Origin of the sequence: Nitrospira lenta (assembly GCF_900403705.1) — a bacterium.
Classification (GTDB): Bacteria; Nitrospirota; Nitrospiria; order Nitrospirales; family Nitrospiraceae; genus Nitrospira_D; species Nitrospira_D lenta.
This window is the reverse complement of the sequence record NZ_OUNR01000001.1, coordinates 253,418-274,517: the sequence shown is the minus strand read 5'-3', so window position 1 is coordinate 274,517 and position 21,100 is coordinate 253,418. Positions and strand designations below refer to the sequence as shown.

The 21,100-nt window shown below is 57.7% G+C and carries 23 protein-coding genes and 1 pseudogene; 4 read left to right on the top strand and 20 right to left on the bottom strand.

The features are described 5' to 3' along the window. Positions 1-364 precede the first annotated feature (364 nt). The 19 genes and pseudogenes from NITLEN_RS01315 to NITLEN_RS01220 form a co-directional block, all read right to left on the bottom strand. The gene (locus NITLEN_RS01315; protein WP_121987776.1) at positions 365-823 is read right to left on the bottom strand and encodes a hypothetical protein; all 459 of its coding nucleotides are present in this window, start codon (positions 821-823) and stop codon (positions 365-367) included. Between the two features lies 1 nt (position 824). After that, positions 825-1,583, bottom strand: a complete 759-nt coding sequence (locus NITLEN_RS01310) for an alpha/beta hydrolase (RefSeq protein WP_121987775.1) — start codon at positions 1,581-1,583, stop codon at positions 825-827. Between the two features lie 5 nt (positions 1,584-1,588). Beyond that, on the bottom strand, positions 1,589-2,881 hold the full coding sequence (locus NITLEN_RS01305) for a cbb3-type cytochrome c oxidase subunit I (protein WP_121987774.1): 1,293 nt from the start codon (positions 2,879-2,881) through the stop codon (positions 1,589-1,591). Between the two features lie 9 nt (positions 2,882-2,890). Further along, the gene (gene thiD, locus NITLEN_RS01300; protein ID WP_121987773.1) at positions 2,891-3,694 is read right to left on the bottom strand and encodes a bifunctional hydroxymethylpyrimidine kinase/phosphomethylpyrimidine kinase; all 804 of its coding nucleotides are present in this window, start codon (positions 3,692-3,694) and stop codon (positions 2,891-2,893) included. Positions 3,695-3,709: 15 nt separating this feature from the next. Then, positions 3,710-4,675 carry a FlgO family outer membrane protein gene (locus NITLEN_RS01295; protein ID WP_121987772.1) on the bottom strand — a complete coding sequence of 322 codons (966 nt, stop codon included), beginning with the start codon at positions 4,673-4,675 and terminating at the stop codon, positions 3,710-3,712. 66 nt (positions 4,676-4,741) lie between these two features. Beyond that, positions 4,742-5,410, bottom strand: a complete 669-nt coding sequence (gene tenA / locus NITLEN_RS01290) for a thiaminase II (protein ID WP_121987771.1) — start codon at positions 5,408-5,410, stop codon at positions 4,742-4,744. A 13-nt stretch (positions 5,411-5,423) separates the two neighbouring features. Next, a complete protein-coding gene (sthA, locus tag NITLEN_RS01285; protein WP_121987770.1) occupies positions 5,424-6,842 on the bottom strand; it encodes a Si-specific NAD(P)(+) transhydrogenase in 1,419 nt (472 codons plus the stop codon). A gap of 1 nt (position 6,843) precedes the next feature. After that, positions 6,844-7,512, bottom strand: a complete 669-nt coding sequence (tpx, locus tag NITLEN_RS01280; RefSeq protein WP_121987769.1) for a thiol peroxidase — start codon at positions 7,510-7,512, stop codon at positions 6,844-6,846. A 61-nt stretch (positions 7,513-7,573) separates the two neighbouring features. Continuing rightward, entirely contained in the window at positions 7,574-8,464 is an 891-nt protein-coding gene (locus NITLEN_RS01275; RefSeq protein ID WP_181416565.1) for an alpha/beta fold hydrolase, read from the bottom strand. A 75-nt stretch (positions 8,465-8,539) separates the two neighbouring features. Next, on the bottom strand, positions 8,540-10,498 hold the full coding sequence (gene oadA, locus NITLEN_RS01270) for a sodium-extruding oxaloacetate decarboxylase subunit alpha (protein ID WP_121987767.1): 1,959 nt from the start codon (positions 10,496-10,498) through the stop codon (positions 8,540-8,542). A gap of 62 nt (positions 10,499-10,560) precedes the next feature. Next, on the bottom strand, positions 10,561-11,979 hold the full coding sequence (gene accC / locus NITLEN_RS01265; RefSeq protein WP_121987766.1) for an acetyl-CoA carboxylase biotin carboxylase subunit: 1,419 nt from the start codon (positions 11,977-11,979) through the stop codon (positions 10,561-10,563). Between the two features lie 116 nt (positions 11,980-12,095). Then, positions 12,096-12,434 carry an RHS repeat domain-containing protein gene (locus tag NITLEN_RS01260; protein ID WP_121987765.1) on the bottom strand — a complete coding sequence of 113 codons (339 nt, stop codon included), beginning with the start codon at positions 12,432-12,434 and terminating at the stop codon, positions 12,096-12,098. Between the two features lie 332 nt (positions 12,435-12,766). Beyond that, the gene (locus NITLEN_RS01250) at positions 12,767-13,165 is read right to left on the bottom strand and encodes a hypothetical protein (RefSeq protein WP_121987763.1); all 399 of its coding nucleotides are present in this window, start codon (positions 13,163-13,165) and stop codon (positions 12,767-12,769) included. Positions 13,166-13,175: 10 nt separating this feature from the next. Next, the gene (locus NITLEN_RS01245) at positions 13,176-15,179 is read right to left on the bottom strand and encodes an RHS repeat-associated core domain-containing protein (protein ID WP_146216057.1); all 2,004 of its coding nucleotides are present in this window, start codon (positions 15,177-15,179) and stop codon (positions 13,176-13,178) included. Positions 15,180-15,320: 141 nt separating this feature from the next. Continuing rightward, positions 15,321-15,652 (bottom strand): annotated as a pseudogene (gene mazF / locus NITLEN_RS18620) (endoribonuclease MazF). A gap of 14 nt (positions 15,653-15,666) precedes the next feature. Next, positions 15,667-15,912, bottom strand: a complete 246-nt coding sequence (locus NITLEN_RS01235) for an AbrB/MazE/SpoVT family DNA-binding domain-containing protein (RefSeq protein WP_121987761.1) — start codon at positions 15,910-15,912, stop codon at positions 15,667-15,669. Positions 15,913-16,130: 218 nt separating this feature from the next. Beyond that, positions 16,131-16,595: an IPT/TIG domain-containing protein gene (locus tag NITLEN_RS01230; protein ID WP_121987760.1), complete on the bottom strand. Its 465-nt coding sequence runs from the start codon at positions 16,593-16,595 to the stop codon at positions 16,131-16,133. A 223-nt stretch (positions 16,596-16,818) separates the two neighbouring features. Further along, positions 16,819-17,640 carry a substrate-binding domain-containing protein gene (locus tag NITLEN_RS01225; RefSeq protein WP_121987759.1) on the bottom strand — a complete coding sequence of 274 codons (822 nt, stop codon included), beginning with the start codon at positions 17,638-17,640 and terminating at the stop codon, positions 16,819-16,821. A 62-nt stretch (positions 17,641-17,702) separates the two neighbouring features. After that, positions 17,703-18,017, bottom strand: a complete 315-nt coding sequence (locus NITLEN_RS01220) for an FmdB family zinc ribbon protein (protein WP_121988530.1) — start codon at positions 18,015-18,017, stop codon at positions 17,703-17,705. A 170-nt stretch (positions 18,018-18,187) separates the two neighbouring features. Between NITLEN_RS01220 and NITLEN_RS17970 the strand changes: the two genes are divergently transcribed. The 4 genes from NITLEN_RS17970 to NITLEN_RS01205 all read left to right on the top strand — a co-directional run bounded on the left by NITLEN_RS17970 (position 18,188) and on the right by NITLEN_RS01205 (position 20,054). After that, positions 18,188-18,364, top strand: a complete 177-nt coding sequence (locus tag NITLEN_RS17970; protein WP_181416564.1) for a hypothetical protein — start codon at positions 18,188-18,190, stop codon at positions 18,362-18,364. An 80-nt stretch (positions 18,365-18,444) separates the two neighbouring features. Next, positions 18,445-18,648, top strand: a complete 204-nt coding sequence (locus NITLEN_RS01215) for a hypothetical protein (protein ID WP_121987758.1) — start codon at positions 18,445-18,447, stop codon at positions 18,646-18,648. 53 nt (positions 18,649-18,701) lie between these two features. After that, a complete protein-coding gene (locus tag NITLEN_RS01210; RefSeq protein WP_121987757.1) occupies positions 18,702-19,571 on the top strand; it encodes a DMT family transporter in 870 nt (289 codons plus the stop codon). Positions 19,572-19,586: 15 nt separating this feature from the next. Next, positions 19,587-20,054 carry a hypothetical protein gene (locus tag NITLEN_RS01205; RefSeq protein ID WP_121987756.1) on the top strand — a complete coding sequence of 156 codons (468 nt, stop codon included), beginning with the start codon at positions 19,587-19,589 and terminating at the stop codon, positions 20,052-20,054. 21 nt (positions 20,055-20,075) lie between these two features. On the opposite strand, the gene NITLEN_RS01200 is transcribed toward NITLEN_RS01205, so the two are convergent. After that, positions 20,076-21,050 carry an acyl-CoA desaturase gene (locus NITLEN_RS01200; RefSeq protein ID WP_121987755.1) on the bottom strand — a complete coding sequence of 325 codons (975 nt, stop codon included), beginning with the start codon at positions 21,048-21,050 and terminating at the stop codon, positions 20,076-20,078. Between the last annotated feature and the right edge of the window lie 50 nt (positions 21,051-21,100).

Sequence of the window (21,100 nt, the reverse complement as noted above, 5' to 3'; positions counted from 1 at the left end):
GTTTTGGAGTAGCCGTCTCTCCAGCGAGGGCGGGAGCTGCGAATGCTATGGCCAGGACACAGATGCATGTGGAGAGAGTGGGTACTGATCTGTTTGTGGGTGTCATAATCAACCTGAATTTAGTTTTGGTTCTGCGTCATGCGACAAGAGTCATTAGTATAAGCAATAGGTATGCCAATGGTGGATTGGTGCTTTGTGAGGACAGGTGAATGTAAGTTATTGATGTAGCGTAAAAATATTTGCAGCTTGTCAATGAATACCTAAGACGTGAAGGCAAGGTTGGTTCTTCCTGAACGAAATGGTACGGCAGTATGAAGCGAGCTACATGGCTATTTCATGCTCGTGAAGATGAAGCCGAAATGGATTACAGGCTCGGGAGAAGGATGGCGACGAGGACGATACTGGTAAGGAGAGTGAGAACTGCAAGGTATTGCAGCAGGCTGCTATCGTGAGTCCATGCATTCTGCCAGTCATCAGGGTAGAGCGCATGATCGTCATGCCCGGGGAGTCCTCCGAATAGACCCATGGCCTGCTCAATCTTGATGAGTTGCTGTTTAGCCTGTTGATGGCGGTGGTGCTGCTGCCAGATGATCCCCATATAGGTGAGTGCCAACAAGAGCGTCGCACAGGCCAGGAGCAGTCGAGGTGTTGTTGAGAGTGAATGCGCTGCGGGTACGAGGAGAACGATATTTAGTATGGCGACAAGCGATCCTGCACCAATTGCCGTCCAGCGCATCATCTCGTTGCGCCGCCGATAGACCTCTTCCTTAAAAATCGGATAGAGCCGCAGAACTGTTTCGTGCCGCTCATCGTCTAGAGCCATATCAGTGTGCCGTGAGCCAATCCGCAATAAGAGTCGTCATCCGGTTAAAATCCGCACTTTTAGTGAATTGGTGGTCGGCGCCTGGCAGGAGCTCCATACGGGTGGGGCAGGTTAGTGCAGCGGCCAACTGCTGACTCTGGTGTAAGGGGACGCATTCGTCCTGATCTCCTTGGACGATGAGGGTCGGCGCCGTGATCGTCTTTGCAGGTTCGTAGGCAATTCGGCGAAGGCAGTCCTCATAAAATGCGTAGCGGAGACGGATGCGTTCCGTTCCGCCCATGAGATTGGGGATGGTGTCGGTCGATTGCCACACGGCCATCTCAGCATCTCCGAGTGTCAGCCGTAGTTCCTCAGCGAAATCGACGACGGGACATTTTAAGGCTAGGCACGTCAGATCGCGACGCTGCGACGCGGTTAAAATGGCGACCAGCCCCCCAAAGCTGGATCCCATCAACCCCAGCCGACTGAATCCTTTTTGTCGGACAAGATCTAGTGCGGTATTTGCCTGCGCCACGGCTCTCGTCGTGGTGAGCGCTTCAAAGGGGCCGTCGCTGTCTCCCTGCCCGAAAAAGTCAAAGGCAAAGGTTGCGATACCCTGAGCATTGAGGATGCGGGTCAACGTTTTATTAGTGGCGCTGCGTTTTCCGGAGAGGAAGCCATGGCACAGGACGGCGATTCGATCTGTCTCACTGGCGGGCGTGGCCAGGACTGCGGCTACACGGTGGCCCTGAGGGTCTGAAAACGAAAGATCCTGTTCCATTCTGGTCAAGCGCCTGCCGTCTGATCCGGTTCAGTCCAGAGGACCGTGACCAGTTTGACGGAGAAGACGGTCAGGCCGGTCAGCAGCAGCCCGCACGAAGCCCACATGGCGCCTTGGACGTAGGGTGACGACAGGGGCACATTCCAGGTAAGCGATGCGAGCAGGGCTAAGCCCATCGTGCCCATGCAGAGGCTGGCCACCTGTACGGTTCTCCACCGATTGATGACGCTCGTCAGGTGCTCAAGATAGGGGCCTCGTTTCTTCGGGCTCGGCACACGGCGCACGGCCAGGGTCACCGGAACGAGGTGGGAGAGCGCGCCCATGATCGTTTGTAGAATAAAGCCGATCAGTGCCATGTGCGTGTACGCCACTAAGTGCAGCGAACCGAAGGGCATGATCGGCGTGGCCGCGATGTTGTTGGCTGCTACGAGCACGCCGAGCACCAGTGTCAGCACCAGGAAAAACGTGGCGACCAGGAGGTGATCCGATGCGGCGCTCCCTTGATGGGTCGACCGGAGCCACGTGGTGAAGAGATTGGCGGCATAGAGTAGCGCACTGAAGACCAACATGCCTCCTCCGGCCATCTCGATCAGTACCGAAGAATTCATGAATCCTGTGATCAGCACCGCTAACCCCAGCGGGAACAGCCATATGACGATCCGAGCGAGCCGGGGACTGGAAAGCGGCGCGTTCAAAACCGTCGGCAGCAGATTATGCATCGTGCCGACGATTGCCAGCGTGATAAAGCCGAGCAAGTTGAGGTGGATGTGGGCGAGCCGAATATAGCCGAACGATTGTTGTGCCCATCCGAAGGCCAGGGTTTCCCCGCAGGCTAGTCCGACGAAGAGCGCCAACACCGCCAGCGCGTAGTACCAGAGATTCAGCGGAGGGGCATTGAGGCTCTGTCGGGCTTGGAGCCAAGTATCGCGCGCAATCCAAAGAAATGACGCAATGACGAAGAACCCGCTGATGCCGATCACCGTGTAGTTGTGGAGTCCGAATCCCGCTACCATTCCCACGGCACTCCCGTTAATTGTGACGAACAGGAGCGGGTGCGACTCGCGCTGCGTGCGGCCGGTCAGGAGGAGCGGGGCGATGAAGGTGAGCAACGCGCCCAGAATCATTTGCGCCACCCCACCCACGAGAGCGGCATGCACATGAGCGTGCCGAATCCAATGGGGGAGCGGCGTCCCACGAACCAGGCCGACCAGGATGGCCAGTCCGACGAGCGACGCCAGCATCAGCCATGAAAATCCGGTCAGAAGGAACGTGAGCGGGCGTCCAGGAAGTCGCGACATTGTTGATCCCTATGTTTCGAGAAAGTAGAAGTGATTGGTCGGGCCGGTGCCGTGTCCAATGGCAAGACTATGGCGGATGGTTTCCGTGAGGTAGGTCTTCGCGGCCTGCACCGCATCGGTCATCGCTTTGCCGCGCGCCAGTTGGGCGGCGAGCGCCGAGGCGAAGGTGCAGCCGGTGCCGTGTGTGTGGGGCGTGTCGATGAACTCGCCTTTGTAGATATTGAAGAATCGGCCGTCATAGAGCAGGTCGGTGCCACGTTCGGCGAGCAGATGGCCGCCTTTGATCAGCACGTACTGACAGCCGAAGCCGTGAATAATCTTGGCCGCGCGTCGAGCATCCGCCAGGTTGCCGATGGCGATGCCGGACAACTGTTGCGCCTCGTGGATATTGGGGGTGACGACGAGCGCGAGCGGGAAAAGCAGCTTCTTGAGGGCGTCGATAGCATCCGGCTTCAGGAGTGCGCGTCCGGATTTGGAGACCATCACCGGGTCAACGACCAGATTCGCCACTTTTTGTACAGCGAGCATTTTTGCCACGAGCTCGACGATCGCCGTGGAGGAAAGCATCCCGGTTTTGACGGCGGAGACCTCGAAGTCGTCGAACACGGCGTCGAGCTGCGAGCCAATGATGGAGGTCGGCAGCTCGAACACATCGGTCACGTCTTCCGTGTTTTGCGCGGTGACGGCGGTAATCACCGACATCGCGAAGACGCCGTTCGCCGACATGGATTTGAGGTCCGCCTGAATTCCGGCGCCTCCGCCGGAGTCGGATCCGGCAATCGTGAGAACTTGCTTTAAAGTACGTGCAGTCATGGTGGTTCCGATTGGTTAGGGAGTTGCTGGGGATGGTAGCGAGGGCGACGTCTCAATCGTCAGATTGTCGATGGCAAAGGTGGCGTCTCGGCGCGGTGATTTTTCATGAAAGGAGAAGATGAATTGCGACACGGCCGCGGAGTCGGCCGGCGCCGTAAACATCAGCACCGCTCGATCCTTCTCTCGCGGCGAGAGTTCGACCCCTCTGGTACAAAGCCCTTCGCGATTGCCCTCGACACTTTGTGCCCACTGCCCACCCTGATCGTCCTTCAAAACGGTATTTTGGAGCAGGCAGAGCAGTTTTACATCGCGTGGCGACCGGTTTTCAATTGTCAGATCCATGCGTATTTGATTGTCCTGCCGGCTCAGTGTTCGCACGACCAGTTCGTAGAAATCGTTTCGGTGGAAGCCCAATCCTTCCGGGATGGTCGGCCCTTTCGGAGGTTCTACTTTGACCGCCGGCGGCTTATTGAATTCCTTGACCAGCTCGCCCAGCGGTCCCACTTTCGGGATCATGCCCCGAGCCGCTCCGATCGCCTGGGCATTCAACGGGCTGATGAGCTTCACGGTGACGAGGATTCCCTCTGGGGCGTCGAGGTAGGACCCCATGACAAAAATGTCCGTGCGGATGGCCTTTGCCGCTCCCTTCAGGGCCTTCGGGGAAGCCGCGTCGATTTGAGTGAGGTGTCGCTTCTTGAGTGTGGAGCTGACGAGCTTGCGTTCCACGACTTTCAACTCGCCTGCGACTAGTAGTTGCGTGCCGAGTTCTTCCGCCAAGAACTGTCCGATCGGCGTGACGACGCCCTTGGCATCCGTGAAGTCGATAATGGCCAGACGTTCTTTCTTGGCTTTCAACGATTCGGCGATCACCCCATCGGCCAGGGCCTTCAGGCTTTCTTCATAGTTACCAGCCGCGAAGACGTGACCGGAAAGCAGCGTGCTGCAGAGGAGTCCTGATATGATGAGGAACTGTCTGATCATGAGCGTGGGCCATTATACTCAGGTTAGGTTGGGTGTCCAGAGCACAATTGCCTGCCCTTCTTCTCCTCACACCGGCCACTGTTCTTCGTTCCAGGCCATTTCCCAGAACATCCATTCGTAGCGGGAGCTGATGACGAAGGCTTCTTCCATCCGGCGTTTTTCTTCAACGCCTGCGGTCTTGGCCCACTGATCGACCTTTTTTCTCATCCAGCGCTGGACTTCGGCGAACTCCGGCGAGGCATAGAGCATGAGCCAGTTCCGATAGGGGTGATTCTTTTTCGGTGGGCCATTCTTCAAGAGATGTTGGCCGACGACGCAGTAGATCCAGGCGCAGGGGAGGGCGACGACGGTAATCTCTGTGGCCGATCCGGTGTGGGCGATGCTGAGCATGTGGCGGGTATAGGCATAGTTGGTCGGGGCCATGGGCACAGAGGTCATCTGCTTAGCACTCATCTTCCACTGGGTGCCGTAGCTTTCGTGCAGGCTGCGCTCGACGACGATGGTGTCTTCGGCCAGTTTGGCAAAGCGGAGCGCGCTCTCCGAATCAGGAGCCTTCACCGCCCCTGCGGCAAACACGCGCGAGAGGTCACCGAGAAATCTGGCGTCCTGCAGAATGTAGTATTGAAATTTCCGTTCCGGCAGCGTTCCGTTGCCCAGGGCGACGACGAAGGGATGCGTCAGCTGGCTGTTCCAGATGGGGGATGCCAGAGATCGAAGATGACGTGAGAAGGACATAGGATCTCCTGATTCAAGGAGCTGAAGTCTTCGGAGTCGCCGGCCAGGGGCGTGGCAGCCGGTTGATGCCGTCCAATGCGGCGACTTTATAACATTCAGCCAGGGTCGGGTAGTTGAAGACGGTGTCGATAAAGTAGTCGATCGTTCCATGATAGGCCATGACGGCCTGTCCTACGTGGATCAATTCAGTGGCGCCTTCCCCGATGATATGCACCCCGAGGAGTTCCTTGGTCTGTCGATGGAAGAGGAGCTTTAGCATGCCGGTCTCATCGCCGATAATCTGACCGCGAGCAATTTCTCGATAGCGGGCGATGCCGGCTCCAAATGGGATGCCGGCTTGGGTCAGCTCTTCTCCGCTGCGGCCGACCATGGAGATCTCAGGAATCGAATAGATCCCGTAAGGCAGCAAGGCGGTATCGGTGCGATCCTGATGGCCGAACGCATGGCAGGCTGCGTGCCGGCCTTGTTGCATCGAGGTGGAGGCCAGCGCGGGAAAGCCGATGATGTCGCCGGCGGCATAAATATGAGGGACTGCGGTCTGGAAATGTTCATTGACGGTCAGCCGGCCTCGGCTGTCTGGGGTGAGTCCGACTTGTTCGAGATTCAATCCCTGGCTCGCGCCCGTCCGCCCGATGGCGTACATCAGGGTGTTGGTGACAATTGGCTTGGCCTGTTGCAGGGTCACGGTGATCTGTCCGTCCGGCTCTTTCTGAATGCCAACGACTTCTTCCCCGTGGTACAGGGTGACGCCGATCTCTTTCATTTGCCGCTGGAGGGTCTCGATGATTTCGATATCCACGAATTCGAGCAGCCTCGGACGCTTGTCGATTAGTGTTACCGGGACGCCGAGCATCGCGAGAATCGACGCGTATTCTGTCCCGATCACACCTCCGCCGACGATTACGATGGAGGACGGCAGTCGTTTCAAGGTGAGGAGCTCATCGGTGTCGATGATGGATTCCCCGTCGAACGGAATCGAGGACGGCCTGGCCGGTTTGGTGCCGACGGCAATGACGATGACGTGGGCGGTATGTTCAACGGTTCCGGACGGCTGCTGCACCAGCAGCCGGTGCGGATCCACGAAGCTGGCGGTGCCGTAGATCACATCGACGGCGTTGCGCCGCATCTGATCCTGGACGGTCTGGATGCCGTTCGTAATGACGTGCGTGGCTTGAAAGCTGAGGTCTTCGATCGTGATCCGGTCTTTGACGCGATACTCCGCGCCGTAGAGATTACGTTGGCGAAACCCGGATAGATAGAGGGCGGCCTCGCGGAGCGACTTGCTGGGGATGGTGCCGGTGTTGATACACACGCCGCCGACGACGGCGTTGCGCTCGATGATGCCGACCTTTTTGCCGAGCTTGGCCGCTTGGACGGCGGCTTTCTGTCCTGCGGGGCCGGTGCCGATGACCAGGAGATCGTAGTTAGCCATCTTAGCTGGCGGTCACCAGGGAGCGGGCAAACTTGAAAGCTTCGTCGAGGTCGGGGAGTTGGGCAAGCTCCGGGGTGATTTGGAGATAGCGGATCACATTCTGTGCATCGACGACCATGACGGCTCGGGTCAGGATATGCGGCTCGCGCAGAAAGAGGCCATGGGCCTTTCCGAAATCGGCGCCACGATAATCAGAGAGAAACGTGACGTTGCGAATCTTGGCCTCTTCCGCAAAACGTTTTTGAGCGAAGGGGGTGTCGATGCTGACGGTGATGAGCTCGACCATTTTATCCAGGCCGCGATTCTTTTCGCTCAGTTGATGGGTTTGTTGTTCACAGACTTTCGTGTCGATCGAGGGAACGATGCTGATGATCCGGACTTTCCCCGATCCGGCGGTGTGGGCGATGTTGACCAAGGCGAGATCCCGATCCGTCAGCTTGATCTCGCGCAGATGATCGCCGACTTTCACGCCGGTGCCGGACAGCTGCAAGGGGCTGCCTTTGAAGAGGACCGAATGGCCCTCGCCTGCCACGACCGTTCCGTCGGCCACGGGCAAGTTTTTGTAGGAGAATCCTGAGTCTGGGAGCCGGCCGGAGCTCCCGCACGCGGTGAGTCCGTTGGCGAGGAACAAGCCGATCACGAGAATCTGAAGGCCGCGTCTGGTCATCATGCACTCCGCAGTGGTGTGGGAGGAGATTGCCTAGAGAGTATATCCTGCCGCTGCCGAACGCTCAAGGCTGGAGGAACAGCAGAAGCTGCGCATTCACGAGTTCGGGTTGCTCCCATTGAGGAATATGACCGGCTTGGGGAATGCCGACAAACGTCGACGTTGGAATGAGATCGTGCAGTAATCTGCCTGCCCGTATGGGGAATACGCGGTCTTCCTCACCCCAGAGAATCAGGGTGGCATAGGGAATCGTCTTGATGCGCGGAGCATAGTCTGTTTCCCATGCCGGCAGATTGTCCCCTACGGTCATCAGCGGCTTGATCAGCCCCGGTCGTTGGCGATTTCTGTTGGACCGTTCGAGCACTGCGGGGGTGAGCAGGGTGTGATCATACACGATCTCTTTGAGGATCTTGTCGATCATGAGGCCGCCGAACAGCCAGTTCCCGAACGAGACGAGCCAGGACGGCGTGCTGGTGGTGAGGGCGCGCTTGATCGAGGGATTGGTCAAATGCTCCATGACCTGTGGCGGGAGTCCGCTGATCAGTACAAGTTTTGACACCCGGTCTGGGTGATCCAGCGCCATGCCGATGGCGAGTCCTGCTCCCATGGAATTGCCTACCAGCGAGGCCTGAGGAATGTGCAGGGCGTCTAGGAATCCAACCAGAAATTGCAGCATCTCTTCCGGGGTGTAGGCGATATCCGGTTTGTCGGAGAGGCCCGATCCGGGAAGATCCGGCGTCAGGATACGGAAGTGTTGTGCGAGCGCCGTCTGCTGATGCTCCCACTGCCACATCGATCCGCCGAATCCGTGGATCAAGACCACCGCCGGACCGGCGCCTCGGTCGAGGTAGGCGATGCGCTGGCCATTCACGGTGACGCTGTTGACGGGAAAGTGTTCGACGGCGTCGAACCAGGGCGGCAATGGATCGGGCGTAGCGCAGGATGCAGCGAGCATGCAGAAAATTCCACCGACGATCATTCGAAGGAAGGCCTGCACAGACGACCCCGGACGTGAGTGACGCTGGTTGATTTAGTCCAGCTGGATGACGGTCTCGTCGGTCTTGACGTTGTCGCCTTCTGCCGCGAGGATCGCCGACACTGTGCCGTTGATCGGAGCCGGAACCCGGCTTTCCATCTTCATGGCTTCGATGATTAAGAGCGGGTCGCCGATTTTCACCTGATCGTCTTTGGCCACGAGGATTTTTACGACACGGCCGGGCATCGGCGGCGCCACATCGCCGGGTTTAGAGGGGCGCGGCCGCCTGGGTTTCGATCCCGTGCCGGTGTCAGGGGCCTCCGGCACGCCGGCGAGCACTTCCTGAATCGGTTCCAGCGACACTTCTTCCAGCTTATCGTTCACGCGGATGTAGTAGGGCTTCCGTCCATCGACCTTGCGGCCCGAGCCGGAGAGCTTCACATGGTAGGTTTCGCCGTGGACGGTGACGTTGAATTCCACCGGCGCCAAATGCAGCTCGCCTGCAACGGCGGGACCTTTGGCTCTCGTGACTTCCAGCGGATCCGGAGTCAACTCGCCCTTTTCGCGGGCCTCGAAGAAGTCACGCGCGATGGCGGGGAAGAGCACGAACGAGAGCTGATCTTCCACAGACTGAGCCGATGCCGGCAGCTCCTTCTTGCTGGCTTCCAGTTCCGGTTCCAACCGATCGGCGGGTCGCGTTTTGATCGGTTCTTCATCGCCGATGGCGCGCGCCAGGATGTCATGATCGACCTGGCCCGGTGCGCGGCCATAGAGCCCGAGAAAGTAGTTCTTCGTTTCCGTCGTGATGACTTTGTAGCGCTCGCCGGTCAGCACATTCAGGGTTGCTTGGGTGCCGACGATTTGGCTTGTGGGGGTCACCAACGGCGGATAGCCCATGTCTTTTCTGACGCGCGGGACTTCATCCAGCACTTCTTTCATGCGATCCAGGGCGTCCTGTTCCGTCAACTGTGCGGCCAGGTTTGACAACATGCCGCCGGGAATTTGTGACGTCAGGATTTCGGCATCGACCCCGGTGAAATCGCTTTCAAATTGGCGATACTTGCGGCGCACGCTCCTAAAATGTTCGGTGATCGGCAGGAAGGTTGCCAGATCCAGCCCGGTGTCGTAGGGCGTATTCTTGAGCGACGCGACCAGTGTTTCGGTGGCCGGATGCGACGTTCCGCCGGCCAGCGGAGACATGGCGGTGTCGAGCATATCGAGCCCGCCGAGGATCGCCATCAACGCAGACATCGACGACATGCCGGAGGTGTAGTGGGAATGCAGATGGATCGGAACTTTCACGGCGCTCTTGAGGCGCTTGATGAGGTGATAGGCTTCCATCGGCTCCAGCAAGCCGGCCATATCTTTGACACAGAGCGTATCGGTGCCGAGATCTTCCAGCTGTTTGGCCATGCTCACGAACCGGTCGACGGTATGGACCGGACTCACCGTATAGCTGATGGCCGCTTCGACATGCTTGCCGCAGGCTTTGACCTCTCGAATGGCGCGGTCCATGTTGCGCACGTCGTTGAGCGCGTCGAAGATCCGGAAGACATCGATGCCGTTGGTGGCGGAGCGTTCGATGAATCGTTCCAGGACGTCGTCGGCATAATGCCGGTACCCGACCAGGTTCTGCCCGCGCAGCAACATCTGTAGCCGGGTGTTGGGCATGGCGGCCCGCAACGCCCTCAGCCGTTCCCAGGGATCTTCTTTCAGGAAGCGCAAGCAGGTATCGAACGTCGCGCCGCCCCACACTTCGAGCGACCAATAGCCGACGGCGTCCAGCTTCTGTGCGATCGGCAGCATGTCTTCGGTGCGCATGCGCGTGGCGAGGAGCGATTGATGCCCGTCGCGCAGGGCGACGTCGGTGATCAGAACTTTGTGCCCGGGGGACGGGTGGAGCTGAACCTCGGCCGGCTTGGTTACTTTCGTTCGCGAGGTGCGCACGACCGGTCCACGAACGGGTTTCTTGGTCGCTGCCTTCTTCGATTGTACTATTTTTCGTGCCGCCATCGTCGTTGCGTACTCTTAATAGGTGTGGTGCGAGTGTTGTCGGCTATCTTGGGGCGAACCGGCTAGAGGCCTTCATAGGCGGCGATCGCCGCGGAAATGGCTAACACCAGATCTCCGGGTTGTTCCTCGTCGTCGTAGTTATAGAGGTCCGGGTGCGTGTCGAGATACGACGTATCGAATCGTCCGGCTCTGAAGTCTTCCTCCTGCATGATCGCCTTCATAAAGGGGATCGTCGTTTTGACGCCTCGCAGCACATATTCTTCCAGCGACCGGCGCATACGGCTGACGGTTTCTTCCCATGTCCGTCCGCGCACGGTCAATTTGGCGAGTAACGCGTCATAGTAGGGCGGGATGGTGTAGTCCTTATAGACCGCTCCGTCGATGCGAACGCCGATGCCGCCCGGCGACAGATACGCGGTGATGGTGCCGGTGCAGGGCAGGAAGTTATTGCGCGGGTCTTCGGCGTTGATCCGGCATTGAATGGAATGGCCTTGCAAGGTGACATCCGACTGCCGGATCGCCAGTGGCTTGCCGGCGGCGATGGAGATCTGGTTGCGCACGATATCGATCGCGGTAATCTGTTCAGTGACGGTGTGCTCGACCTGAATCCGTGGATTCATCTCCATGAAGTAATAACGGCCGTCCTGATCGAGCAGGAACTCGACGGTGCCGGCGTTGTCATAGGAGACCGCCTGGGCGATTTGGATGGCGGCCGCGCCCATCTCGGCGCGCAGTTGCGGGGTCAAGATCAGTGACGGCGCGATTTCGATCAGTTTCTGATGGCGGCGTTGAATCGAGCAATCCCGTTCGCCCAGGTGGATGGTATTGCCGTGCTTGTCCGCCAGGATTTGGAACTCGATATGATGTGGGCGCTCGACATACTTCTCAATGAATACGGCGCCGTCTCCGAAGGCGGCGAGGGCTTCGCGGGAGGCCACTTCCATATTGTCGCGGAGCTCGGCATCCGTCCGGACGACGCGGAGTCCGCGCCCGCCGCCGCCCGAGCTGGCTTTGATCATGACCGGATAGCCGGCGTCTTTGGCGAAAGCCAGGGCTTCTTTCATATCCGTGACGCCGCCTTCGGTGCCGGGGACGACCGGGATCCCGATTTTTTTTGCGAGATCGCGGGCTTTGATCTTGCTGCCCATGGCATTGATGGCAGAGGGCGATGGGCCGATGAAGGTAATACCGGATTCCTGGCACAGCTCGGCAAACTCCGCGTTTTCAGAAAGAAAGCCGTATCCGGGATGGATCGCATCGGCCCCGATTCTCAGGGCGAGGTCGACGATCTGTTGCTTGTCGAGGAAGCCCTTCACCGGGCCTGGGCCAACAAGATAGGCTTCATCGGCCTTTTTGACGTAGATGCCGGTCGAATCTGCCTCGGAATAGATGGCAGCCGTGGCGATATTCAGCTCGCGGCAGCCGCGAATGATGCGCATGGCGATTTCGCCGCGATTTGCGACTAGGATTTTCTTAAACATACGACAGCTGGCCTGACCCACAGAAGACCCTGCACGCGGCCAAGTCCGCCGCAAGGGAGCGCGTAACCTAGCATAGAGTCAAAAGTCCTGTCGAGAGATTGGGAGGTAGGGAAGGACTAGCCAGTCGTCACGGTCACAGCCGTGGCGCCGGTGAGATGGGTGCCGGTGAGGGTGACGTTGACCGAGGCCCCCGCGCTGCCGGTATTCGGTGTGAGCGCCGTGATCGTCGGCGCACCGAACCTGCCGGTGTTGCGTGTAATCGAGAGCAGATTGCCGACGGCATCATACGTATACGTCGCGACATTCCCCTGCCCGTCGATCACCTGCGAGAGCCGACCCAAGTCGTCATAGATATACTGCGCCTGGTCAGCCACCGCCAGCGTCGGGGCCAACGCACAGAGCATCAGCACACAGACCACAGCCATCAGCACTTTTGAGAACGCCATCTGCTTCATCGACAGTCTTTCGTCACCGAGTTGGACTCATTCGTGCTTCACTTAGATCGCACCATCTTCGCTTGTCTTGCTGAGTGCACAGTCAAGAATCGACCCTATCTCTCTTTTCGTCACTGATTCAGCTCACTCGCACGTCCATTCCAAAGCCACATCGCACTCAAGCTCCGCCCGAAAAGTAGCCTGTCTCCTTTTCTCCTCCCGGACACACGGACGGGACAAATCGTAGGTGAACCGGGTGATCTGATTCAGCGCGTCGGTGATCTTGGTGAGGCAAGCAGTCTCATCCCCACCTAAATCAACGCTCATTGGTTCTTTTTCAGCTACAGCAGACATCAGTTATTCAGCCTATCCCCCTTGGTATCTCTGGTAAGCCTTCTGTTTACCAGCTCCACAAAACTCCTGGGATTGTCTGGGGACATCAATAAGGTTCGGCTAATACCCGTACGTTTCCGCACAAGAATTCCTTCCTCTGCAAAAGGCTTCCCTGGCCATTGCTCAGCATGAAACATGACCGTCGGATCGGGTAATTCCAATCTGCGAACCACCTCTATTGTCTCAATGTCTTTCAGTGACACTTTTCGTAGCGTGACAAGCCCGAATAAGCGAACACGGATTGCATCACCTGATACATCGTGGACATAAACGCGATTCATATAATGAAGGTAGAAGCCAAATAGCGGCAGGATCACCAATAGTCCAAATAGGACTACAATTATTTCGTCAGTTCTCATTAACGCTCCCTCACTTACGCTTGCCTAAAGGCAGAGGAATATGACTAAGAACTTGTGTTTCTGTCGACATTGAACTCCGCCCGATTCCAGCCCCTGGGCCCGCTGTAATAGACAGTTGCCAAATATAGTTTCCTTTTGGATCGTACCCATCGCCATATTGCAATGAAAAGTTAATTCCAGGAACACCTATGTCATAGGAAGCAGTTCCAGCAGTATATTTAAGATCAGCAGCAGATGTTGCATTGGTGATATACGGCCCTATTCCAATTCCTCCAAAGCCGCCCACAACCCAATTTGGAACATTGGGATCTGGACTTGGGTAACCAATACTTCCCAGTGGCCCTCCGGCAAATGCCCCTACACTAGAAAACGAGCCGACATTGAGCCCTTGATCTCCTCCACCAAACAAGCCAGCTCCGACTGAAGCAGTGCCCGCTATGCCCACCAATCCATTTCCAGATCCACCTGAAATACCTGCGGTGCCGCCAATGCCAAGTAGCCCAAGAGGATCACGGAGTTGGATCGGAGAATTCCAAACGTAGGCGAAGACATTCAGATCTCCTCCTGCATAACGAAGAGGATCCTCATTCATAAACCGGTGAGTTTTAGGCATAGCGTACCGATTGCGATAGTAGTACAACCCCGTGCCATCATTCTCCCGCCCCGTGTATTGCAGCACATTCGACGAACTACCCGTCACCGTGGTTTTCCCAAACGGCTCATAGCCATAGGTCGCCACAGATCCACCGGTAGCATCGCTCAAGGCCAGTAAACTCCCCAGGGCGTCGGTGTGGTAATGCTCGTTGCCTGTTCCGGTCTGGCGGATAAACGGTTCATCGATGTTCAGACTGCGCAGATAGTTCGCGCCGACCGTCCCACCACCGATCTCGGCAGCAATATCGTTTCCGTCATAGGCAAACTGGGTACTTGCACCGTTGATCGTCTTGCTCGCTCGACGACCGAGCGGATCATAGACGAAGTTCGCCGTTGCTCCGCCGCTCATGCTGATCAACCGATTCCTGGCGTCCCACTGATAGGTATTCACGCCATCGTTCATCAGATTCCCATTCGCATCATACGTGAGCGTTGCACCGGCAAAGGCTGTCTGCTCATTCGCGGCATCATAGGTGGCTGAAGCCACGGCACTTGGTAAGAGGCTGGCGGTCCCGTTGGTTCTATCAGCGCTGAACCGGTTCCCCGCCGCATCGTAGGTATATGTGAGTGCGTCGATCACTCCGCTTGAGCCATTGTGGGTAATATTCGTCAAACGTGTAGCCAGATCGTACGCGTAGCTCGTGGTCGTCCCGTTAGAGTAGCTCAGTGAAGCCCTCCGATTGGCGTTGTCATAGCCTAGCGCGGCGAATAATGAACCTTGCGCCACGCGGGTGAGACGAGAGGCAGCATCGTATTGATAGCTCGTTGGCTGCTGGCCGTTGGCAGCCATCTGCGTGCGGCGACCGAGTATGTCGTACTGATAAGTAACCGTTCCCTGCTCGGTCGTCTCCTGGATCAACCGATTCAGGATATCGTAGCCAAACTCAATCGTCCCGGCACCGGAAGCGGAGTCGCTGGCCTTCACCAATCTTCCGACCGTGTCATACGTGAAGTTCGTGCCGGTGCCGTCGGCATAGCTGGAGCTCGTCCGGCGGTTCAGCGGGTCATAGACAAAATTGGTCTGCTGGTTCTTGCGATCGGTGAAGCGTGTGAGGTTGCCGACCAGGTCGTATTGATAGCGTTCACTCCGATTCAGCGCGTCGGTCCTGGTTTGGAGCCGGTCCATGTTGTCGTAGACGTAGGTCGTGGTCTGACTCTTGGCCTCGGCGACGGTGAGGAGATTCCCGTTGGGATCGTAGATAAAGCCGGTCAAACCATTGATGGCGTCAGCAATCTGGGTGACCTGGTTCACCGGATCATAGGTGAACTGGGTGGTCTTGCCGCGGGGATCGATGAGGGCCGTGAGGCGCGAGGCCGCGTCATAGAGGCGCTGCGAGCGGTTCCCCAGCGGATCGGTCACGCTCGCCGTTTGGCCAAACGCGTTGTAGGCAATCGTGGTGGTGTGGTTGAGCGGATCAGTCGTGGTCAGCAAGTTAAACCTGCCATCATAGCTGTAGGTGGTGATGCCGCCGGTGTATTGGGACGTGAGCGCCAGGCGGCATTAGAGGAGGGCTTGTAGTTTGCTGAGCGTTTCTGCGACTGCGTCGAGCGGCGCGACTCCCTTCTTGACCGCCTTTCGGATTTTCCAATCCAGGCTTTTGACCTGATCTGCCAGCACGACGCTCGTATGGCTGGGTTCGTCTGAGATGACGACTTCAAATGGATAGCCTTTGGATAGCCTTTTTTCTGGCTGGTCATAGGGCAGCACAGCATCAAGCCGCTGGCGCGATTGTAACTGGCCGGCGACAGTACAAGGGCTGGTCGATGTCCTGCTTGTTCCTGGCCAGCTTGAGAATTGAATTGCAGCCAGACGATATCTCCCCAGTCTGGAATACATCAGGGTGCCTTCACCACCAGACCTCTCGTCCGGCCGGATCACCGGTGCTGATTTCGTCGTGCACATTCTTTGATGTAATGCGTTTCACTAAATCGTCCAATCGGCAGACGCGGCGAAGGTGCGGCTTCAGGACGACATTCCCTTCCCGGACGACGATCTCAAGGTCGTCGTGGGCTTTGAGCCCTACCTGCATGGCCACACTCTTCGGCACTCGGATCGCCAGGCTGTTTCCCCATTTCTGCGCGGTCGTCTTCATCGTGATTCTCCCTATGTAGATACGGCGCAGATACTACAATGAGGTGGCAGGTGTGTCGAGCGAGGGTGGCTCGAGTTCTACGTGGGAGCTCACTCCTGCGCGAACGACAACGCGTGGAAGCTAACGAGGGAATGTGGTGTGTGATGGAGAGGTGACGGCAATCAGGGAGAGAGGGGCTGCCTCTCTCTCCCTGAGATTGAGTCACAGTCGAATGTTGCCTACTTGGCTTGGACTAAGAATCCCTTGGATCGGGCGTTGCCGCCGCCGGCGACGATGTCGATGAACGACATGCCCGCTTTCACGTCGGGCACCGTGGCTTCGATGGTCGCTTCGTTGACGAAGGTGTAGTCAATCTTGGCCGGGCCTGCTGCGCTGAAGGCCACGCCGCGGAAGCATTCTTTACTGCCGAAATTCTCGCCGGTGATCGTCACTTTCTGGCCGGGCTTCGCTTCGTCCGGCTGGACTTTGAAGATTTTCGGGCGCTTGCTTCGATCGCAGACCGGATCTTGCTCGACTTTCTCGGAACCCGACCCCTTGATGGACTCTGTGCCGTAGAGCGTAAACCCCGCGCCGTCGACAAAGGCTCCGTTATTCTCTTCCGCCGCGGCTTGGGTAGACGAGAGGGGAAGCATGAGGAATGAACCGAAGAGCATGAAAAGAGCGAATGAAGAACGGGACTGCATATGGACCTCCTTGATGAAGATCTAGCAGAATGCTGAAAGAGTCCGCCAGCGGCGTTCTCGCATCGCGCAGAGACTCAACGTACCGGCGCGTACGCCTCGCTTCTGTGCTTCGCTGCGGCCTTGCTGGACAGCCTTTTTGAGCATCCTGCGGTGGTTCTGGACTTGGCCGCATCTTGAAAGATCTTGGCGCATCGGTGACATCAACCGGATTTTCCGCAGCCTATTAGTGACTCGGCATTGGCACGTACGTTTCAGCAATAATGGCTTGACCGGGAGCCGACAGTGCGAATTGTGCGAATGCATCGACGAGAGGATTCGCCTCTTTCTTGGAGAGCAGCAAGACCGGCCGGCGAAGCGGATAGCGGCCGTCTTTGACGGTCGGCGCTTCCGGCTCGATCTTATCGACCGCGAGTAGGCGCACGGCCACTCCGGTCGAGACGACTGAGAGGCCGGTACTGAGTGAAATATAGGTGACGGCGGAGAGCGGTGGGAGTGTGCCGACCACTGTTTTCACGGCTTTGTCATCGTGCCCGATGACCTTGGCGGTATCCGAGATCTTTCCGACAATGCCCAACTGCGACTCGAACGCGTCGCGGATATTCTGGTTGCGTGGGCGGTCGATCAGGAGGATTCGTGTGTCTGGCCCGCCAACGTCTGCCCAAGTGGTGAATTTCCCGGAAAAGAGCTCAGCGACCTGCTGTTTGGTAATTTCTTTCGTGAAATTGGAGAGGTGGACGAGAATGCCGATCCCGTCCCATCCGATTTGTTTGCTGGTTAGGTCTGGATCTTCTGATCCTGTGATCGCGATATGGGCCTGCCCGGACTTTACCATGTCGACCGGCTTGGAATTGTCTTCCCACAGGATGTCAATGTAGGCGCGAGGATTCGCTTTCTCAAAGGCCCTGGCCAGTGTTTCAATGGTGTTGTTCTCCGGCCCGTTGCCGGCGATCACCAGGCTTCCTGCCACGTCTGCATGAGAGGGGGAGGAGAGGGCCACGAACCCCATGACGCTTACCCAGCAGGCAAACAGCAATCTGACGATCATGCCAGCTCCCTTGTGGTCGTGACGTGACTGAGCCGATATGAGTGCCACCCTGTGGTCATGTGCTAGGAGTCTGCTCCTGGGCCTGATCCAGGATCGGAGGGCGATGCGGCATTTGGCTGGGGGACATTGCGCTTGGCGTTCAGGGGGGGGAGTTTGGCGAATCGGTCCATCCGCTCGTTGAGCATCGATCCGGCCTTCATTTCTGCGAAGCCCGGCTTGTGGTCACCTTTGACAGTTGAGGCAAAGGAGGACAGGAGCCGCGTGGCGTCCTGTGCCTGGCAGAACGGACATTCGGTATCTTCTGGGCGCGCATGCACGGACTGCGTGGCCTCGAAGGCTTTTGAGCATTGCCCACACCGATACTCATACACAGGCATGATCGAGTTCCCTTTCTCTGACTCTTGGCAGATCCGCTCCGTCACTGAATCGCGCATACGGCGGAATCTCGGCAAATACCCCGCCGGTGCCCTTGACCGGCCGACGAACTTTGCCTTATTGTACACAACCAAGTAGATGAACTGCCAGCGTGAATCACAGGAGGCTGTCGATGTCGGTGTTGATTAGAAAGTACAAAGGGAACAACGGGATGATGCAGGAAGAGCGCATCGATGAAGAGGATCGCATTGAACGGTATATGCGTCTCTTCGACAAAGACGATGTGAAGAAGTTAGAGACCGGCGTCAAGGTCGTCATCGAAAAAGACGAGTGGATTCTCGTTCCGTAATTCGATTGTCGGGCGGGATCATCGAAGAATGGCTTCGGTGATTCCGTTCGGCACTCCCTTTCCAGTGTAGATTGGCCGTCATGATTTATTGGGTCCATATTGCCCGCTCCATCGATCGCGTGACACTCCATAAAGAACGGTGCTCGGAAGTTCCCGCGAACGTCTTCTCCAGCGACTTTTGGGAAGGCGGTTGGTTCGATTACCCTGATAAAGAGCGGGCCCTTCGAGCCATGGAGCAGGCCGGCACCAACGTGCAGCGACGCTGTGCGCTGTGTCGTCCGTAACGAATCTGTTCCGGCTCTCGCTCCGTTTCCTCACGAAAAGCACCTGATTCTCCATGCCGCGATTTGCGCTACTCCTGACAACCCTCATTTGGGGAGCGACCTTTCCTGCGACGAAGGCGGCGCTCGACCAGATTCCTCCCTTGTCATTTCTGTTCTTGAGATTTCTGCTCGGGGCAGTTCTTGTGGGACTCTGTTTGGTCCTGATGGCTCGACCGGTCTCGGTAGACCGAGCCGTGCTCCGTGCCAGCGCGATCGCCACCGGATGGCTCTTTCTTGGATATGTCCTGCAAACCGTGGGGCTGGGTTACACCACGGCATCTAATTCCGCTTTTATCACTACGCTCTACGTCGTGTTCGTTCCGCTCATCTTGCGGCGCTTCGGCTCGCGATCATGGGTTGCGGCAGGGATCGCCACGGTTGGCTTGTGGTGCTTGGTCAAGCCGACAACAAGTGTCAACGTCGGAGACCTGCTCACCCTCGGGTGTGCGCTGGCATTTGCGGCCCATATGGCCTGCCTGGAGCGGTATACGCGTGAGCTGGATGCGACCTCGCTGTTTCTCTGGCAATTGGTGGCTATGTCCGGACTCCTGTTCGTGGCCATGGTCTGGGAACATCCGACGGTGAGCGCGTTCGAGCCGACGACGGTCTTATTGATCGGCCTCGCGGTCACCGGAGTCTTGGCGACCCTGGCCTTTGCCGTACAGATGTGGGCGCAGCAGTTGCTCGCCGCGCAACAGGTGGCGCTTATTTTTTCGCTTGAGCCAGCCTATGCGGCCTGGCTGGCGTGGTATTTTCTCGGGGAGTCGCTCGACTGGTTGGGGTGGGTCGGGAGCGGATTGATTTTGATCGCGGTGATTATTGGTTCGTTGGGGGCGAGTGTGCCGGAGGCTGATCGCCCGCTTCAGATTTCACCGGCTGCATGATGAAAGGTTTTTAGCATGGCGCAGAAATTCGGGAACGGCCGGTGGGTACAGGAAGGCTTTTTGGACAATCGAGTCGAGGGGACCGTGGTCGGCCGCATTACCTTTGCCGTGATCGGGACGGTCGACGTCTATTTGCGCGGAAACTTTAAGGGGGAGATCGCCGGGCAGCTGATTCAGTTCCGCAACCGGCGCTTTGAAGACGATGATGTGGCCGGGCAGGTGATCGGCGATATGGAGAGTCCGCAGATCGGCGATGTGAATCTCATGTCCTTCGATCCCCATCCTAACCTGGTTCCGCATCCGTATATCGAGTGGTTCTCGTTGCGGAAGAATCACTACCGCTTTGAACTGGAGCCGGAAGATGCGTGGATTGTAACGGGGGATGCCGTCGCGGCATTGGACTCTCAGAGCCAGCGGATTCGAGCCGCGCTGGCGGGGCAGGCCGTCGTCAAGCCACGCCAAGAAGAGTCCGACTGGGTCTAGCGACGGCGAAGTCTGTTCGTGTCAGGCGGTGAGCGTGTCCTGTTTGCTCTTCCCCTCCCGCACGTAACTCGGCACATCGCGAATGTCCCACACCAGCCCGACCTTCTCCATCATCTTCAGGCAGTAGTAGGTCATGTCGACTTCCCACCAATAGAACCCCTGCCTGGTTGAGGCGGGATAGTAGTGGTGGTTATTGTGCCACCCTTCGCCCATTGTAATGAGCGCGAGGATGAAGTTATTGCGGCTATCGTCGCCCGTCACGTAGCGCTGTGAACCATAGACGTGAGACAGCGAATTAATCGTGCAAGTACCGTGGATGAGCGCGACGGTCGAAATGAAGAATCCCCAGATCAGCATCTGCGGGCCATTCGTGCCGAGTCCCGGCGCATAGGTTTCGAGCAATTTCCCAAGTCCAAACATGCCGAATCCCGCGACGGTCGGCATGAGGATGTCAAACCGGTCGAGAAAGCGAAGTTCGGGAAATTTCGCGAAGTCCTGAATATTTTTCAGGCGTGGCGCGAAGTGCGTCTGTGACGTAAACCATCCCATATGCGACCAGAGAAACCCTCCCTGGCGCGGAGAGTGAACATCGTCGGGCGTATCCGAGGCGATATGGTGATGCCGGTGATGGCCGGCCCACCAGAGCGGGCCGCGTTGGGCGCAGGATCCTCCCAGCAGGGCAAAGGCAAACTGCACGGCACGAGAGGTCTTGAACGTCCGGTGCGAAAAATAGCGGTGATACCAGCCGGTGATGGCGAACATGCGGAGAAAGTAAAAGGCCACGGCAACCGCCACGGCTGTCCAGCTCCATCCGACCCAGATCACGCCGAGACACATCAAGTGAACGGCGATCAAGGGAAAACAGCGGACCCAGTCCATCTTCGGCACGCCATCCGATTTCATGTGCTCCAGCCCCGCCCAAGAATCGAACCAGCGAAGGACGGTCAGCCGCAGATCTTGGCCTCGAGTCGGTTGTAAGGTGCTCACGTCGGACATTCACTACCTCCAGGTCAGGGATACGGCGGCATGGCGAACAGGATGCATGC

Excerpts from the sequence above, each read along its gene's own strand:
- NITLEN_RS01200 (WP_121987755.1), bottom strand. The coding sequence starts at position 21,050 with ATGTCCGACGTGAGCACCTTACAACCGACTCGAGGCCAAGATCTGCGG.
- NITLEN_RS01275 (WP_181416565.1), bottom strand. The coding sequence starts at position 8,464 with ATGCTCGCTGCATCCTGCGCTACGCCCGATCCATTGCCGCCCTGGTTC.
- sthA (WP_121987770.1), bottom strand. The coding sequence starts at position 6,842 with ATGGCTAACTACGATCTCCTGGTCATCGGCACCGGCCCCGCAGGACAG.
- NITLEN_RS01295 (WP_121987772.1), bottom strand. The coding sequence starts at position 4,675 with ATGATCAGACAGTTCCTCATCATATCAGGACTCCTCTGCAGCACGCTG.
- NITLEN_RS01220 (WP_121988530.1), bottom strand. The coding sequence starts at position 18,017 with ATGCCTGTGTATGAGTATCGGTGTGGGCAATGCTCAAAAGCCTTCGAG.
- NITLEN_RS01210 (WP_121987757.1), top strand. The coding sequence starts at position 18,702 with ATGCCGCGATTTGCGCTACTCCTGACAACCCTCATTTGGGGAGCGACC.
- oadA (WP_121987767.1), bottom strand. The coding sequence starts at position 10,498 with ATGGCGGCACGAAAAATAGTACAATCGAAGAAGGCAGCGACCAAGAAA.
- NITLEN_RS01205 (WP_121987756.1), top strand. The coding sequence starts at position 19,587 with ATGGCGCAGAAATTCGGGAACGGCCGGTGGGTACAGGAAGGCTTTTTG.
- NITLEN_RS01230 (WP_121987760.1), bottom strand. The coding sequence starts at position 16,595 with ATGCAGTCCCGTTCTTCATTCGCTCTTTTCATGCTCTTCGGTTCATTC.
- NITLEN_RS17970 (WP_181416564.1), top strand. The coding sequence starts at position 18,188 with ATGTCGGTGTTGATTAGAAAGTACAAAGGGAACAACGGGATGATGCAG.
- NITLEN_RS01310 (WP_121987775.1), bottom strand. The coding sequence starts at position 1,583 with ATGGAACAGGATCTTTCGTTTTCAGACCCTCAGGGCCACCGTGTAGCC.
- NITLEN_RS01215 (WP_121987758.1), top strand. The coding sequence starts at position 18,445 with ATGATTTATTGGGTCCATATTGCCCGCTCCATCGATCGCGTGACACTC.
- NITLEN_RS01305 (WP_121987774.1), bottom strand. The coding sequence starts at position 2,881 with ATGTCGCGACTTCCTGGACGCCCGCTCACGTTCCTTCTGACCGGATTT.
- NITLEN_RS01315 (WP_121987776.1), bottom strand. The coding sequence starts at position 823 with ATGGCTCTAGACGATGAGCGGCACGAAACAGTTCTGCGGCTCTATCCG.
- tpx (WP_121987769.1), bottom strand. The coding sequence starts at position 7,512 with ATGATGACCAGACGCGGCCTTCAGATTCTCGTGATCGGCTTGTTCCTC.
- NITLEN_RS01235 (WP_121987761.1), bottom strand. The coding sequence starts at position 15,912 with ATGAAGACGACCGCGCAGAAATGGGGAAACAGCCTGGCGATCCGAGTG.
- NITLEN_RS01250 (WP_121987763.1), bottom strand. The coding sequence starts at position 13,165 with ATGAGAACTGACGAAATAATTGTAGTCCTATTTGGACTATTGGTGATC.
- accC (WP_121987766.1), bottom strand. The coding sequence starts at position 11,979 with ATGTTTAAGAAAATCCTAGTCGCAAATCGCGGCGAAATCGCCATGCGC.
- NITLEN_RS01225 (WP_121987759.1), bottom strand. The coding sequence starts at position 17,640 with ATGATCGTCAGATTGCTGTTTGCCTGCTGGGTAAGCGTCATGGGGTTC.
- NITLEN_RS01260 (WP_121987765.1), bottom strand. The coding sequence starts at position 12,434 with ATGAAGCAGATGGCGTTCTCAAAAGTGCTGATGGCTGTGGTCTGTGTG.
- tenA (WP_121987771.1), bottom strand. The coding sequence starts at position 5,410 with ATGTCCTTCTCACGTCATCTTCGATCTCTGGCATCCCCCATCTGGAAC.
- thiD (WP_121987773.1), bottom strand. The coding sequence starts at position 3,694 with ATGACTGCACGTACTTTAAAGCAAGTTCTCACGATTGCCGGATCCGAC.